This is a genomic window from Pseudomonas sp. NFACC04-2 (assembly GCF_900119265.1).
Lineage (GTDB): Bacteria > Pseudomonadota > Gammaproteobacteria > Pseudomonadales > Pseudomonadaceae > Aquipseudomonas > Aquipseudomonas fluorescens_AA.
The window spans coordinates 83,675-99,049 of the sequence record NZ_FPJC01000003.1; the positions used below are offsets into that span (position 1 = coordinate 83,675).

16 protein-coding genes are annotated in these 15,375 nt (G+C 61.5%); 9 read left to right on the top strand and 7 right to left on the bottom strand.

The window, feature by feature from the left end; translation table 11 throughout:
• Positions 1–77: 77 nt before the first annotated feature.
• A complete protein-coding gene (locus tag BT125_RS04940; protein WP_072405449.1) occupies positions 78–395 on the bottom strand; it encodes an ElaB/YgaM/YqjD family protein in 318 nt (105 codons plus the stop codon).
• A 165-nt stretch (positions 396–560) separates the two neighbouring features.
• On the opposite strand from BT125_RS04940, the gene BT125_RS04945 reads away from it, so the two are divergent.
• Complete coding sequence (locus BT125_RS04945; protein ID WP_003181187.1) at positions 561–815, top strand: hypothetical protein; 255 nt, start codon at positions 561–563, stop codon at positions 813–815.
• A gap of 3 nt (positions 816–818) precedes the next feature.
• Here the strand turns inward: BT125_RS04945 and BT125_RS04950 are convergent, their stop codons facing one another.
• Positions 819–1,727 carry a LysR family transcriptional regulator gene (locus BT125_RS04950; RefSeq protein WP_072405725.1) on the bottom strand — a complete coding sequence of 303 codons (909 nt, stop codon included), beginning with the start codon at positions 1,725–1,727 and terminating at the stop codon, positions 819–821.
• Positions 1,728–1,812: 85 nt separating this feature from the next.
• Here BT125_RS04950 and BT125_RS04955 point away from each other — a divergent pair, with 85 nt between their 5' ends.
• Entirely contained in the window at positions 1,813–2,736 is a 924-nt protein-coding gene (locus BT125_RS04955; RefSeq protein WP_072405726.1) for a carbon-nitrogen hydrolase family protein, read from the top strand.
• 1 nt (position 2,737) lies between these two features.
• Here the strand turns inward: BT125_RS04955 and BT125_RS04960 are convergent, their stop codons facing one another.
• On the bottom strand, positions 2,738–3,208 hold the full coding sequence (locus tag BT125_RS04960) for an LEA/WHy family protein (RefSeq protein WP_072405450.1): 471 nt from the start codon (positions 3,206–3,208) through the stop codon (positions 2,738–2,740).
• Positions 3,209–3,500: 292 nt separating this feature from the next.
• Between BT125_RS04960 and BT125_RS04965 the strand changes: the two genes are divergently transcribed.
• The 4 genes from BT125_RS04965 to BT125_RS04980 all read left to right on the top strand — a co-directional run bounded on the left by BT125_RS04965 (position 3,501) and on the right by BT125_RS04980 (position 6,512).
• On the top strand, positions 3,501–4,217 hold the full coding sequence (locus BT125_RS04965; protein ID WP_060742566.1) for a helix-turn-helix transcriptional regulator: 717 nt from the start codon (positions 3,501–3,503) through the stop codon (positions 4,215–4,217).
• A gap of 51 nt (positions 4,218–4,268) precedes the next feature.
• Positions 4,269–4,610, top strand: coding sequence for a nuclear transport factor 2 family protein (locus BT125_RS04970; protein WP_003202401.1), 342 nt, complete (start codon positions 4,269–4,271; stop codon positions 4,608–4,610).
• A gap of 228 nt (positions 4,611–4,838) precedes the next feature.
• Positions 4,839–5,960, top strand: a complete 1,122-nt coding sequence (gene zapE / locus BT125_RS04975; protein WP_072405451.1) for a cell division protein ZapE — start codon at positions 4,839–4,841, stop codon at positions 5,958–5,960.
• Between the two features lie 57 nt (positions 5,961–6,017).
• The gene (locus BT125_RS04980; RefSeq protein ID WP_072405452.1) at positions 6,018–6,512 is read left to right on the top strand and encodes a GNAT family N-acetyltransferase; all 495 of its coding nucleotides are present in this window, start codon (positions 6,018–6,020) and stop codon (positions 6,510–6,512) included.
• 24 nt (positions 6,513–6,536) lie between these two features.
• Here BT125_RS04980 and BT125_RS04985 read toward each other — a convergent pair whose 3' ends face one another.
• Both BT125_RS04985 and BT125_RS29420 read right to left on the bottom strand, forming a co-directional pair.
• Entirely contained in the window at positions 6,537–8,276 is a 1,740-nt protein-coding gene (locus BT125_RS04985; RefSeq protein WP_072405453.1) for a phosphoethanolamine transferase CptA, read from the bottom strand.
• Positions 8,277–8,527: 251 nt separating this feature from the next.
• On the bottom strand, positions 8,528–8,701 hold the full coding sequence (locus BT125_RS29420) for a DUF6026 family protein (RefSeq protein ID WP_013693491.1): 174 nt from the start codon (positions 8,699–8,701) through the stop codon (positions 8,528–8,530).
• A 251-nt stretch (positions 8,702–8,952) separates the two neighbouring features.
• On the opposite strand from BT125_RS29420, the gene gnd reads away from it, so the two are divergent.
• The 3 genes from gnd to BT125_RS05000 are packed head-to-tail and all read left to right on the top strand — an operon-like array spanning position 8,953 to position 12,292.
• A complete protein-coding gene (gene gnd / locus BT125_RS04990; protein ID WP_256573725.1) occupies positions 8,953–9,957 on the top strand; it encodes a phosphogluconate dehydrogenase (NAD(+)-dependent, decarboxylating) in 1,005 nt (334 codons plus the stop codon).
• Positions 9,954–11,474 carry a glucose-6-phosphate dehydrogenase gene (gene zwf / locus BT125_RS04995; protein ID WP_072405455.1) on the top strand — a complete coding sequence of 507 codons (1,521 nt, stop codon included), beginning with the start codon at positions 9,954–9,956 and terminating at the stop codon, positions 11,472–11,474. The genes gnd and zwf overlap by 4 nt, the downstream gene beginning before the upstream one ends.
• Positions 11,471–12,292, top strand: coding sequence for a Cof-type HAD-IIB family hydrolase (locus tag BT125_RS05000; RefSeq protein WP_072405456.1), 822 nt, complete (start codon positions 11,471–11,473; stop codon positions 12,290–12,292). The genes zwf and BT125_RS05000 overlap by 4 nt, the downstream gene beginning before the upstream one ends.
• Before the next feature lie 150 nt (positions 12,293–12,442).
• Here BT125_RS05000 and nhaB read toward each other — a convergent pair whose 3' ends face one another.
• Positions 12,443–13,945: a sodium/proton antiporter NhaB gene (nhaB, locus tag BT125_RS05005; protein WP_072405457.1), complete on the bottom strand. Its 1,503-nt coding sequence runs from the start codon at positions 13,943–13,945 to the stop codon at positions 12,443–12,445.
• 95 nt (positions 13,946–14,040) lie between these two features.
• Positions 14,041–15,330, bottom strand: coding sequence for a hypothetical protein (locus tag BT125_RS05010; protein ID WP_072405458.1), 1,290 nt, complete (start codon positions 15,328–15,330; stop codon positions 14,041–14,043).
• Positions 15,331–15,375 lie beyond the last annotated feature (45 nt).

Sequence of the window (15,375 nt, forward strand, 5' to 3'; positions counted from 1 at the left end):
GCAGAGATGTTGTCTGACACACCTTCATCGTGAGCAAGCTCGCTCCCACATCAGGTCCGGGGGCTGGTTGCTATTGTTTAACGCCGTCCCAGCAGCAAACCCACCACCAGCCCGAACCCCGCTGAAATCGCCACGGTCTGCCAGGGGTGGCCGCCAATATAGACCTCAGTGGCATCGACCATGGGACGGGTACGTTCCCGGGCGCTGGTGACCGAGTCGCGCGCCTGTTGCAGTTTCTGGGATATCTGGTCTCGCAGGTTTTCGGCCTCTTCGCCCACCAGCGAGGCACTGCTTTTGAGCAGCTTTTCCGATTCTTCAATCAGCGCGGTCAATTCGCTGAAGGCCTGATCCTTGATTTGCTCTCCGTTCGCTTGCACGGTGCCTTTACGGGCCATGGAAATACTCCTTGTGTGGATGATGATGGCATTGAACAATGGAGTGCCGCGCCGGTTAAAAAGTTGCAGCACTTGGCCTTGGCAGAGCAGTCCATCGCAAATCGTGGTTAAGACGTTTCCCTGCAAGGTGTAAGATGGCGTCTATTTACGCAACAGGTAATTCCCATGAGCTTCAATCTGGCTGACAAGCCCCTGGCCGAGCGCGCCGCGCTGGAAGACGAAAAATCCCGACTCTTTGAACTGTGGCAAAACAACCTGGGCAAGGCCAAGGGGGATGCCGCCCGCCTGTTCGGCGAGCGCTCCAAACGCAAGGGCAAGTGGGCCGAGTGGGTGCGTGCCGAGCTGGACGGCATGTCGCCGCCGGAATACGCCAACATGGTGCGCAGTGAAGTCAATCGACTGATGGCCGCCAACAAGTAAACCTCAAGTAAACGTCGCGCTAATGGCCTCACGCACCTTGAGCACTGCCGGATCCATTTGCGTGTGGGTCCGCCAGCCCAGTTCGATAGGGTAGCGGGGCAAGGCCAGGGGGCAGGGCAGCAAGGCCAGGCCACTGAGGTCGGCGATGGCCCGGGCGGCGTGGGCCGGAATCGTCGCTACGGCCTGGCTGCCCTTGAGCAGGAATGGCAGCGCGGCAAAATGGGTGGTCGAGGCACAGACTCGCCGACTCAGGCCAAGCCCGGCCAGTCCTTCGTCGGTGATGCCGATGAAGCCCCCCGAAGATACCAGCAGATGCTCGCGGGCCACGAACGCCTCCAGACTGAGGGATTGCTGGCCGTGCGTCAGGCTCGCCGCGTCCAACAGGCAGGCGTAATCGCCTTCACCCAATACCTGGCGGCTGAGCAACCGCTGCGCGAAACCACCCGCCGTGATCGCCAGGTCGAGATCGCGCTCCATCAAGGCCCGGCCGACGATCTGGCTGTGGGTCTGACGGAAAATCAAGCGCAGGCCCGGTGCACGTCGGGCCACTTCGTCGATCAGGCGCCGCCCATGGGCAATCTCGAAATCGTCCGACAGGCCGATGATGACCGAGCGGCCGTCATAGTGGCTGGCATCCGGGTCGACCATCGCCAGGCTCTGGCGACATTTGTCCAGGGCTTCGCTGATCACCGGTTTCAGCTGGTTGGCCCGCAGCGTCGGCGCCAGACCCCGGCCCGTGCGTACGAATAATTGATCGTCATACAACCCCCGGAGCCTTCGCAATGCGGCGCTGATGGCCGACTGGGTCACGCCCAGGCGCACGGCGGCGCGGCTGGCGCTGGATTCGTCATGCAGGGCTTCGAAAGTCTTGAGCAGATTGAGGTCGAGGTCGGCGATATTCATGAGACTCATATCATTTAGCAGCATTCGGGGCTTTATTCATGATCGGCCGCTCCTTGAGAATCAGCAACATCTGATGACCAAGGAGTTGAAAACCATGCCCAAATCCATTGTGTCTGCCCTGCAGATCGGTTCGTTGCCTGGCGGCAAGGGCGAGACCCTGGCGCAGATTCTTTCCTACGAAGATGCCATTCGCCAAGCCGGCGTACGCTTGGTGGTGATGCCTGAAGCGTTGCTCGGTGGCTATCCCAAGGGCGAGGGGTTCGGGACGCAACTGGGTTACCGGCTGCCGGAGGGGCGTGAAGCGTTCGCCCGCTATTTTGCCAACGCCATTGATGTGCCCGGCGTGGAAACCGAAGCGCTGGCGGGGCTGTCGGCGCGTACGGGGGCGAGCCTGGTGCTGGGTGTCATCGAGCGGGTCGGCAGCACCCTCTATTGCACCGCGCTGTATTTCGAACCCGATGCGGGCCTGGTGGCCCGGCACCGCAAGTTGATGCCCACCGGCACCGAGCGGCTGATCTGGGGCAAAGGCGATGGTTCGACCTTGCCGGTGATCGACAGCCAGGTTGGCCGGGTTGGCGCGGCGGTGTGCTGGGAAAACATGATGCCGCTGCTGCGCACCGCGATGTACGCCAAGGGGGTGGAGGTCTGGTGTGCGCCAACGGTGGATGAGCGGGAGATCTGGCAGGTGACCATGCGGCATATCGCCCACGAAGGGCGTTGTTTTGTGGTCAGTGCCTGTCAGGTCCAGGCCTCGCCGCAGGCGCTGGGTATCGACGTCGCGCACTGGCCGGCCGAGCGGCCGTTGATTGCCGGTGGCAGCGTGATTGTCGGGCCCATGGGCGATGTGCTCGCCGGGCCGTTGAAAGACACCGCCGGGCTACTGACCGCCGAAATCGATACCGATGACCTGGTGCGGGCGCGCTACGACTATGACGTGGTCGGCCACTACGCCAGGCCGGATGTGTTCGAACTGGTGGTGGACGAGCGCGCTAAGCCTGGCGTGCGCTTCATGGCATGATTCACCATGTTGCCGCGGAGCCCGGTAGTTCGAGGGTCCCGCGGTCGACGAAGCGCATGGTGCCGAACACGCCGCCGGCGAGTTTGCCCTTGAGCACATAGGGCAGGTTGTCCAGGCTTTGGGTCTTGCTCAGGCCCAGAGTCTGGCGCAGCACGGAAAACGCCGAAATGCTCACCGGGACGCTCAGGATCGCTTCGGAAAAGCGCGGGATCGAGCCGGTCTGGTCACTGACCCCGGTCGCCAGCGTACGGCCGTTGACCTCCAGGTCCAGCGCCACGCCGTTGTAGTCGATGGTCGTTTCGTTGGGGTTCTGCACACGCAGCTTCACGGCGAAGCGCACCTCCAGGCCCTGGTTGGGCAGCGGTTCGATGCCGACCACGTTGATGTTCAGAGGGTCACGGTGCGGAAAGAGGGCGCAGGCGTTGAGGCTGAGCAGGATCAGGAATACGGAAAGGCCAAGGATTCTGCGCATGGATTGACTCTCAAAGAATAAAAAACCGGAAGCGATTGAGCACGATACCCCACAGGTGCCCCACGGCGACCCACGAACCCTTGGATAGGGCGCTTTTGTGGCGAGGGAGCTTGCTCCCGCTCGGTTGCACAGCAACCGCAGAAGCTTGGGGCCGCTACGCAGCCCAGCGGGAGCAAGCTCCCTCGCCACAAAAGCCCATGCCACAGCGATTGGATAGTAAGGGGGCTCCTGACAGTTTCTGACACCAGCCTCTGCTAATCTGCGTCATCTTTTTCTTTGCGGACAGTCCATCGTGTCACGTACCACTCGGCTGCTCACTTTACTGCAAGTCTTGCGGGGCAAGCGTTGCCCGGTCACCGCTGCGACGTTGGCGGGTGAACTGAATGTATCCGAGCGTACCTTGTACCGCGACATTGCCGAACTCACGGCCCTCGGCGCGCCGATCCAGGGCGAGGCGGGCATTGGTTATGTATTGCGCAGCGGCCTGTTCCTGCCGCCACTGATGTTCACCGCCGATGAAATCGAAGCCATTGTGCTGGGCTTGCGCTACGTGGATCAGCGCGCCGACGAGGTGCTGGGCAAGGCGGCCGCCGACGCCCTGGCGAAGGTTGCCGCAGTGCTGGCCCCTGATGTGCGGGATGCGTTGCGCAACCCTACGGTACTGCCTGGCCCACCGGGTTATGGCTATCCGCAGAACACCGTGGAGCTGAATGTCTACCGCCAGGCCATTCGTGCCCAGGCCAAGCTGCACATCGACTACGCCGACGTCAACAAGACCCCGAGTCAACGCCTGATCTGGCCGCTGGCCCTGGGCTTTTTCAATGAGGCGCGGGTGGTGGTGGCCTGGTGCGAATTGCGCGGCGCCTATCGCACCTTTCGCACCGACCGGATTGCCTCGGCCACCGAGCAGGGCGAGCGGTATCCGGGCCGGCGCAGCGATTTGTTGCGGGACTGGTTTGCGTTGATGAAGTTGGACGAAACCGGGCGCTTCACTCCTGACAAAAACTGACACAACGCTGTTCTAGCATGGTGCCAGATCGATAAAACAAGGAGCCGTACCATGTCCAATCCCGTCTCTTCCCTGGCCCCGGCCATCGCCGGCTACATTGCGGCTGCCAATGCCCGTGACAGTTCGGCGGTGACGCGTTTTTTCGCCGAGGATGCCAACGTGTTCGATGAAGGCCAGCACCGTGTTGGCACCCAGGCCATCGCCCAATGGATGGAAGACACCGCCCAGCGATTCCAGCCGCGGGTGGAAGTCCTCAACGTGCAGCAGCGCACTGGCAAGGTGCTGGTGCAGAACCTGATCTCCGGAACATTCCCCGGCAGCCCGCTGGAGCTGCGTTATACCTTTCGACTCGATGAGCAGGGCAAGATCAGTCGGTTGGATATCTCAATCTAAGTTCTGCAGCCGGGCTGTTGTGGCCCCGCTCGGTTCGTAGGAGCTGCCGAAGGCTGCGATCTTTTGATCTTTTGCTTTCTTTCGCTTGAGATTCAAGTGCCCGGGGAAAGATCGCAGCCTCGTTGCACTCGACAGCTCCTACACAGCTCCTACAGCGCGCCGCGGCGGGAGCAAGCGCCCTCGCTGTCATGGCATACTCCCCACCTTCGTTTTCCGGACCCGGGCCGTATGACTTTCGACTCCCCCTTGACTGCCTGGCAGCATGCCATCGAACACCACGGTTTCGTCCAGGACGAGGCCCAGGAATTGGCCATCATGGCGCTGGAGCAATGCCACCAGGCCTTGCATGAAGGGCGCAAGTCGATCAAGGGCGTTTATCTCTGGGGCCCGGTGGGGCGTGGCAAGACCTGGCTGATGGACCGCTTTTATGAAAGCCTCAAGGTGCCGGCCCGCCGTCAGCACTTCCATCATTTCATGGCGTGGGTGCACCAGCGTTCGTTCCAGCTCACCGGCACGCCGGATCCTTTGCAAGCCCTGGCCCGGGAGTTGAGCGCAGAAGTACGGGTATTGTGTTTCGACGAGCTGTTCGTCAACGACATTGGTGATGCGATCATCCTCGGGCGCTTGTTCCAGGTGATGTTCGAACTGGGCATGGTGATGGTGAGCACCTCCAACCTGCCACCGGAAGAACTCTATGCCAACGGCCACAACCGTGAGCGTTTCCTGCCGACCATCACCGCGATCAAGCAGCACATGCAGATCGTGCCGGTGAACGGTTGGCAAGACCATCGCCAGCACCCAGGCCAATTGCAGCAGCGTTACTGGCTGCGCGATCCCGGGCAACCCGATCCGCTGGGTGATGTCTACAACCTGTTGACCGCTGGGCAGGTGTCGAGCCGCGCGCCGATTGACGTGGGCCATCGTCTGCTTGAACCGGTCCAGGCCAGCGATACGGTGCTCTGGAGCCGTTACGCCGACCTGTGTGAGCAACCATTCTCGGCGTTGGATTTCATGGCGCTGTGTGACCGCTTCAACGTCATCCTGCTCAGTGATGTGCCCTGCCTGAGCGCCGAACAGCGCGAAGGGCGCATTGCCCGTGGCACCGAGGACGGCGTTGAACGGGTCGTGGCCGGTGACCGTGAGTTGCCGCAGTTGTCGGTCCACGACGATGGCGTGCGGCGGTTCATCGCCCTGGTCGATGAATGCTACGACCGCAAGGTACCGTTGTGCCTTTCGGCTGCGGTGCCGGTGGATGAGTTGTACACCGAGGGCTATCTGCAATTCCCGTTTCGCCGTACGCTCAGTCGCCTCCAGGAAATGCAAATGCAACGTTTTGGTCAGCCAGCCTGACCTGTATCCCGCCGACGGCGTCGAGCCGCCGGTACTACCGAAATGAGATCGAAGGTCATGGAAGAAGCCAAGGACATTCTTGTTCTGCAAGCCAGCTACACCAACCCGGTCCACGCCGAAGCGATCTGTCATGTGCTCAACGGCTATGCGCAGGACCCGATGGGCGGAGGACATCCGTTGCCGGCCGAGGTCCTGTTGCACCTGCCCGAAGAACTGGCCAAGCGTCCTCATGCTTTCAGCGTGCTGGCTTTCGTCAACGGCGAGCCGGCGGGGCTGGTCAATTGTTTCGAAGGTTTTTCTACCTTTGCCTGCCGGCCGTTGGTGAACATCCACGACGTGGCGGTCATGCCGGAGTTTCGCGGCCTCGGGTTGAGCCAGAAGATGCTGCAGAAGGTCGAGGATATTTCCCGCCAGCGCGGTTGCTGCAAGATTACCCTGGAAGTGCTCCAGGAAAATGCCGTGGCACAGGGCAGCTACGCCAAGTTCGGCTTTGCCCCCGGCATGTTCGATCCAGCCCACGGTCCTATGCAGTTCTGGATCAAGCCCCTGTAAAAGCGGGCATCCGGTCGGTTTCGGTTATTTCTGCACGACTTCGGCCAGTGGTGCCTTGGGCTGCATCAGGCTGAAGTCGATCAGGGCCTTGCGTGGGGTTTGATACGGGTTGCCGATCAGCAGCGGGCGGGCCTTGAAGTCATCGCTGACCAGGCTCTTGCTGTGGTCCAGCTCGTCAAAACTCAAGCCGGCGAGGTCCGCCCAGGTGTGGATCAGGTGTGAACTGCTGTAGGGCCGTGACAGGTCGCCGGCAAAGTTCCAGTCATGGTTTTCGCGCCACTTGGGCGAAGCCCAGGCCATGAAGGGAATGGTGTACATCGGTGCGGTCGGTTTGCCTTCGTTACGACCCAGCGTGCCGTGTCCCGGCGAGTCGAACACGTCTTCGCCGTGGTCCGAGAGGTACAGCAGGAAGCCGTTGGGATCGGTCTTGGCGTAATCCTTGATCAGGCTCGACACGACAAAGTCGTTGTACAGCACGGCGTTGTCGTAGCTGTTGTAGGTCGGGACCTGATCGTCACGCAGGCCCGCCGGTACGCCCTGGCGGTCAGTGAATTTGTTGAACGTCGGCGGATACCGGTACTGATAGCTCATGTGGGTGCCGAGCAGGTGCACCACGATCAGCTTGCGCGGGGCACTGTCGCCCAAGGCCTTGTTGAACGGCTCGATCACGTCGCCATCGTACTGCGCGGCATTCTGGTTGCGGTTGTTGTTCAGGTACACCTGTTCGTCGGCCTGCTGGGAAAAGGTCGTGAGCATGGTGTTGCGCTTGGTCATGGTCTGCTGGTTGGTGATCCAGAAGGTCTTGTAGCCGGCCTGCTTCATCATGCTCACCAATGATGGCGTACTCAGGTACAGGTCTGGATTCTCCTCGTCGGCGAATGTCAGCACCTGTTGCAGCGCTTCGATGGTGTAGGGGCGCGGGGTGATGACATTGTCGAACACCGAAAGCTGGTCCTTGAGCTTGTCCAGCTCCGGCGTGGTTTCCCGCGGGTAACCGTACAGGCTCATGCGCTGGCGGTTGGTGGATTCGCCGATCACCAGCACCAGGGTGGCCGGCTGTTCTGCCATTGCATCCTTGAAATTGCTCAGGGGAGCAATCTTGCTGGCGCTGTGGAGCATGCCTTGCATGTTTTCCAGCTGTTCACCGTAGCGACGATAGGCCACCAGCATCTGCCACGGCACGGCCGGCTCGATGCGATCTTCGAATTTCTCCAGGCCACCGGCGAAGCTGCCGGTGCGCAGGGTCTGCTTGACCAGCGGATAACCGACGACGGCGAGCACGATGACGGCTGCGGCGACCATGGCCTGGCCCCGAGGCAGGTACACCGGACGCAGGCGGGACCAGAGCCAATAACCCACGGCGGTGTGGGCCAGGAACGCCGCCACCATCCACCAGGCAAAATATTGGGTCAGGTACTCGCCGGCTTCAGACACGTTCGATTCGAACATGATGAAGATGACGCTCTGGGAAAATTCCTGCTGGTAAATGAAGAAGTAGCCCAGGCTGGCCATGGAGCAGGCCCACAGCACCACACCGATCAATGCCGCGAGCAAGCGTGTACGGGCGGGGAAGAGCAGCAGGGGCGCCAGCCACACCGCACTCATCACGAACGCTTGGCGAAAGCCGGTGAAACCGGAGGTGTCGCTCAACAGGATGAGCAGTTGGGTGATACCCGAGAAGTACCAGAAGAACAGAAACAGCCAGCCGAGTCCGGCCCAGTCGAAACCTTTCGCAGTCGTTTTGCTGCGTTTGAACAAGCTCATCAAGCGCTCCAGCCTTATATCGACGAAGCTGCCGGCACCGGATTGGTGACCGCAGGCCTGCGCCGAGCAACCCTAAAGGCGGGGAGTATTGCGAGCCGGTTGTGAAAACTTTGTGAGTTTTTCGGATACAAAACGCAAGGAAGGCCGCGATGACAAGACAGAGGACGAGGTGCCCATCTTGCGGCGCGGGAGTATCAGTGACACCGGCTTGGAGCCAGTGCCACTTTTCTGGTGCTGTGCCTCTGGGGCGGTTACCGAGCCAGGGACTGGCTCTGGTGGGACAGCTGTGCGTGTTGCAGCTGCATGCGCAACTGCGTCACTTCATCGAGCAGCAGATCGCGTTCTTCCTTGAGTAGGCGCAATTCATCGCGACGAATGGTCACATAAAGGGTTTGGGGAGGACGTGCGGTAACGACAGGGCCCATTGCTCACCTCGCAAATGGCGTACATCAACTATAGAGATGTCGCCATGATTTGGTCGACACCTCTACTATCGGCGCCGATTCTGATTTCTTTTGCTTGTGATTGGAACTTTTTTATTTTTCATGGTCGGCTGTGTCTTGGGCCGGATCTTGAGCGTTATCCCTTGTGGTCGCTCGAATTACCCGGAAACTATGCAGCAATGCTCTGGACTAACCTCCATTAGTCGATAGTGTTAAATCTTTGACACACCTTTATTTGTAGTAGGGAGCATCAGCACATGCAACTCGGGATCATTGGACTGGGCCGCATGGGCGGCAATATTGCGCGGCGCCTGATGCTCAATGGGCACACCACCGTCGTCTATGACCGCAATGCCGCTTTTGTCGAAAACCTGCGCCAAGAAGGCGCCACGGGCGTCGCGGACCTGCAGGCGCTGGTTGCCGGCCTGGAAAAACCACGGGCGGTCTGGGTGATGCTGCCGGCCGGCGCACCCACCGAAGACACCATCAACGTCCTCAGCGAGCTGCTCGAACCGGGCGATGTGATCATTGACGGCGGTAACACGTATTACAAGGACGACATCCGTCGCGCCCAGGCCCTGTCGGAAAAAGGCCTGAGCTACGTCGATGTCGGCACCTCCGGCGGTGTCTGGGGTCTGGAACGCGGTTACTGCATGATGATTGGCGGCGAGGCCGAGGTGGTGAAGCGCCTGGACCCGCTGTTCGACAGCCTGGCGCCGGGCATGGGCGACATCCCGCGCACCCGTGACCGCAAATCCGACGATGACCGTGCCGAACGTGGCTACATCCACGCGGGCCCGGCGGGTTCGGGGCATTTCGTGAAGATGATCCACAACGGCATCGAATACGGCATGATGCAGGCCTTCGCCGAGGGCTTCGACATCCTCAAGACCAAATCCAGCGAAAGCCTGCCACCGGAGCAGCGTTTTGACCTGAATGTCGCCGATATCGCCGAAGTCTGGCGGCGCGGCAGCGTGGTGTCGTCGTGGTTGCTGGACTTGACCGCTGACGCGTTGGCCAGCGATCCGAAACTGGACGGCTTTTCCGGTAAAGTCGCCGACAGTGGGGAAGGGCGCTGGACCATCGAGGCCGCCATCGAGCAAGCGGTGCCGGTTCCGGTCCTGTCCAGCTCGCTCTTCGCCCGTTTCCGCTCGCGCCAGCAAAGTACCTACGGCGACAAAATGCTCTCGGCCATGCGCTTCGGCTTTGGCGGCCACGTGGAGACGCCGAAGAAATGACCTCGATCGCCAGCAAATCCAAGGCAGAACCCGCGCCGCCGACTACGTTGTTCCTGTTCGGCGCCCATGGCGATCTGGTCAAGCGGCTGCTCATGCCGGCGCTTTACCACCTCAGCCGCGACGGTCTGCTGGATGATGGGCTGCGCATCGTCGGAGTTGACCACAACGCCATCAGCGATGTGGATTTTGCCAAGAAGCTCGAAGACTTCATCCGTAACGAAGCGGCGAGCAAGGGCGGTGATGCCGACCGCGCGCTCGATCCGGCGCTGTGGGCCAAGCTGGCCCAGGGCATCAGCTACGTCCAGGGTGATTTCCTCGATGACGGCACCTACCAGGCGCTGGCGGCGAAAATCGCCGCCAGCGGCACCGGCAACGCGGTCTTCTACCTGGCGACCGCGCCGCGTTTTTTCAGTGAAGTGGTCAGCCGCCTCGGTGCGGCCGGGCTGCTTCAGGAGCAGCAGGGGGCTTTCCGGCGGGTGGTGATCGAAAAACCGTTCGGCTCCGACCTGCAAACCGCCGAAGCGCTGAACGCCTGCCTGCTCAAGGTCATGAGCGAGAAACAGATCTATCGCATCGACCATTACCTGGGCAAGGAGACGGTGCAGAATATTCTGGTCAGCCGTTTCTCCAACAGCCTGTTCGAGGCGTTCTGGAACAACCACTACATCGACCACGTACAAATCACCGCCGCCGAAACCGTCGGTGTGGAAACCCGTGGCAGTTTTTATGAACACACCGGCGCCCTGCGGGACATGGTGCCCAACCATCTGTTCCAATTGCTGGCGATGGTGGCCATGGAGCCGCCAGCGGCATTTGGGGCTGACGCGGTGCGTGGGGAAAAGGCCAAGGTCGTCGGGGCGATCCGGCCCTGGTCGGTGGAACAGGCCCGCGCCAACTCGATCCGCGGCCAGTACACCGCCGGCGAGGTCGCTGGCAAGGCGGTGACCGGTTATCGCCAGGAAGCCAACGTCGCCGCCGACAGCAACACCGAGACGTACGTGGCCCTCAAGGTCATGATCGATAACTGGCGTTGGGTGGGCGTACCGTTCTACTTGCGTACCGGTAAGCGCATGAGCGTGCGGGACACGGAGATCGTCATCTGCTTCAAGCCGGCGCCTTACGCGCAGTTTCGCGACACTGAAGTCGACGAACTGCAACCCACGTACTTGAGAATCCAGATTCAGCCCAATGAAGGCATGTGGTTCGACCTGCTGGCCAAGCGGCCGGGGCCGGCGCTCGACATGGCCAATATCGAATTGGGCTTTGCCTATAAGGACTTCTTCGAAATGCAGCCGTCCACGGGTTACGAAACCCTGATCTACGATTGCCTGACCGGTGACCAGACCCTGTTCCAGCGCGCCGACAATATCGAAAACGGCTGGCGCGCCGTGCAACCGTTCCTCGATGCATGGCAGCAGGACGCAACGGTCCAGCCCTACAAGGCTGGCGAAGATGGCCCGGCGGCGGCCGATGACTTGCTAACCCGCGACAGTCGCGTCTGGCATGGCCTGGGATGAGTGATCTGGTGAAGCGCCCCATCCGGTTTTTACTCAGCGACATGGACGGCACACTGCTGTTGCCTGATCACAGTCTCAACCAGCGTACCATCGAAGCGGTTCGCTCATTGCGTGAGGCCGGTGTGCTGTTCAGCCTTGCCACCGGGCGGCCGCCGCGGGCCATGTTGCAGCAGATCGAGGCCCTGGGCGTCGACCTGCCCACGGCGGCGTTCAACGGCGGCACCCTGGTTCATCCCGACGGCAGCTTCCTCGCAGTCCATTATCTGCCGCCCGAGGCGGCACTGGCCACACTGGCGCTGTACGCCGATCAGCCGGGCATCGAAGTCTGGGTATTCGCTGATGGCGACTGGCTCGTACGCGACGCCCACGGGCCGATGGTGCCGGTGGAGACGCGTGGCCTGGGCTACCCACCGGTTGAAGTCGAGAGTTTCGAGCCTTACCTGGAGCGGATCGACAAGATCGTCGCCACCAGCGCCAACACCGATCTGCTGGTGGAGCTGGAGGCTCGACTGCATCCGCTGCTCAAGGGCCAGGCCCAGGTGTCGCGTTCGCAACCGATCTACCTGGATGTGACGGCGATGAAGGCGAACAAAGGGGAAGCGCTGTCGACCCTGGCCGCCTTCCTCGACGTGCCGCTGGAGCAGACCGCGGCCATGGGCGACGGTGGCAACGACCCGGCGATGTTTCATCGGGCGGGATTGTCGATTGCCATGGGCCAGGCGGAGGAGGCGATCAGGCGCCAGGCGGATGTGGTGACCGCCGCCGTGACCGAAGACGGCGCAGCCCTGGCGATCGAGCGGTACATCCTGTCGCGATAGACCGCCCTGGCTTTTGTGGCGAGGGAGCTTGCTCCCGCTGGGGCGCGAAGCGCCCCTCAAGCCAGCGAGTCCTATGTGTCAGGCTTCAGATTGCAGCGATGAGGGCTGCTGCGCAGCCCAGCGGGAGCAAGCTCCCTCGCCACGGGTTTTCTACAGCCAGTACGTCACCGCATACCAGCCCAAGCCGCCCATCACCACGGTATAGGGCAGGGCCATCCAGACCATCCGGCCATAAGACAGGCGAATCAGCGGTGCAATCGCCGAGGTCAGCAGGAACAGGAACGCAGCCTGGCCGTTGGGTGTCGCGACGCTCGGCAGGTTGGTGCCGGTGTTGATGGCCACCGCCAGGGTCTCGAACTGTTCGCGGCTCATGTGGCCGGAGATGAAGGCCTGCTTGACCTCGGTGATGTAGATGGTCGCCACGAACACGTTATCGCTGATGGCCGAGAGCAGGCCGTTGGCGATGAACAGCATGCCGGGCTGCTGGTCGGCGGGCAAAGCCAGGACCCATTGGATCAGCGGCGTGAACAACTGCTGGTCGTGAATGACCGCGACCACTGCAAAGAACACCACCAGCAGCGAGGTGAACGGCATGGCGTCCTTGAACGCATTGCCCAGTCGATGCTCGTCGGTGATGCCGGTGAAGGCGGTAATCAACACGATGACCATCAAGCCGATCAGGCCGACTTCGGCAATGTGCAGGGCCAGGCAGACGATCAGGATAAGCGCGGCAAGACCCTGGACGATCAGGGCTGCGCGCTGGCGTGCGGTGCGCTCGCGATTGTCCTGCTCAGCGTAATCGGCCAGCACGGTGCGAACGTTGTCCGGCAGCAGCGTGCCGTAACCGAACCAGCGCAGCTTTTCCAGGGCCACACAGGTCACCAGCCCGGCCGCGAGCACCGGCAGCGACACCGGCGCGACTTTCAGGAAAAAGTCAGCGAAATGCCAGCCCATCTCATGGCCGATCAGCAGGTTCTGCGGTTCGCCTACCAGGGTGCAGACGCCGCCCAGCGCCGTGCCGACGGCACCATGCATCAGCAGGCTGCGCAGGAATGCCCGGAACTGGTCCAGGTCGCCATGATGCAGCGATGGCAAGTTGTGGTCTTCATCGACGCTGCTGTCCTGGCGCGGATCGTTGCCCGATGCCACGCGGTGGTACACCGAATAAAAACCCACCGCGGCGCTGATGATCACCGCCGTGACGGTCAAGGCATCGAGGAACGCCGACAGAAATGCCGAGAGGAAGCAGAACATCAAGGCCAACAGCGCCTTGGAGCGCACACCCAGGAGCAGGCGCGAGAACAGAAACAGCAGCAGGTCCTTCATGAAGTAGATTCCGGCCACCATGAACATCAGCAGCAAGATGACCGGGAAGTTATGCAGCAATTCATCGTACAGCGCCTTGGGTGTGGTCATGCCCAACAGCAGGGCTTCGACCAGTAGCAGACCACCGGGCATCAGCGGGTAGCATTTGAGGGCCATGGCGAGGGTGAAAATGAACTCCACGACCAGCATCCAGCCGGCGACTACCGGACCGAGGGTCCACAGCACCACGGCGTTGAGAACCAGAAAGGTGATGATGCACGCCTTGTACCAGCGCGGGGAATGCCCAAGAAAGTTGTGCGCGAAAGCTTGAGCCATCGAACCGGACATTGGCTGCTCCTTTTAATTAGAAGCGCGCAACTTGCCGTAACAAATGGGGAATATCAAGCGTAGGCATGAATACCGTTCGCCTACGACGACCTGACTCAGGCCCAATACCGCGCAATCACCGCTCGATAATGCCCCTGGAGCGAGTAGCCACCCACCAGGATTCTGCCATCAGCCTGCACCGCAAGGGCGGTTGCGGTGTCCAGACTGTAGCCGAGTCGCGTGCGGACCCAGCCTTTGCCTTCACCGAAATCCGGATCGAGGCTGGCATCCGGCAAATGCCGGGCGAGCACGAAGTCGGCTTCGATACCACCAATGGTCGCGCCAGCGGTCACCAGCTTGCCGTCCGGTTGAAGCTGGGCGGCGGTCCACTGGCTGGCGTTGCGCCCGATCGCCATGAGCTGGCACTGGCCCTGATTGCAATGACGATCCGGCGTGCCGTCCCGGCGCACCTTCAGGGATAGGCTATGCATCGGATCGCGGCTGCTGCCAAAGGCTTGTAAATCGCCGTTCGCATCTTGAACGATCTGGCTGACCATCACGCTATGACCCTGCGCCAGGATGGACAGAAAGCCCTCTTCGCCGAAGCTGTCATCGAGCTTGCCGCTGCTGTCATAGCGGGCGATCAAGACATGCTGGGGCAAGTCAATGGCGCCGCCGACGACAATATGGCCGTCAGCCTGGAGCATCAGGCAGCCGAGCCAAGTATTTTTCAACGCGCGTCGGACCATCACGAAGCCGCGACCGTTGAACGAGGTATCCAGGGCCCCGTCCGGCAGGAGCCGGATCAGTACGCCGACATGGTCGGACAATTGGTAGTGATGGTTGGCGAGCAAGAGGATCCGGCCATCGGCCTGCACTTGCATGTCGCAGGCTTCGAGCCCCGGCACACCGGGCGGTAGCCAGGGATCGCGCAGGCCTTGGGAGAGGTGGCCGCAGAGCCGGATGATGTGTCGGCCAGCGTTGCCGAAGCTCTGGACGGCATGGCCCTGTTGATCGAACAGCGCCAGGGCGGGAAGGGTGTGTTCGTTGTTTTCGTAGTGTAGGCCGGACAGCAGGATATGCCCGTCGGGCAGCTCGATCACGTTGCCCGCCGTCGCTTCGAAGCCCTGTTCGAACGCACCGATCACACAGCCGTGGCTGCCGAAACCCGGATCGGTCGAACCGTCGTGGTTGAGTCGCGCCAACCCGAACCGGCTGCCATGGACGGTTTCTATCCTGGCCGCGACCAGGATTCGGCCGGCACGGTCGAGGGTCAACCCGGTGATCAGGCTCGAGGTGCTGTCTTCGAAATGAACCCAGGCTTTGCCGTTGGCGGCAAAGCCTGGGTCAAGTTGCCCGGCACGGGTCATGGCCTGGGGGAGTACAAACGCGAACTGATCGAGCATGCCTGCCTCTCCTTGCGTGTCGACCGGCCCGAAGGGGCGATGACT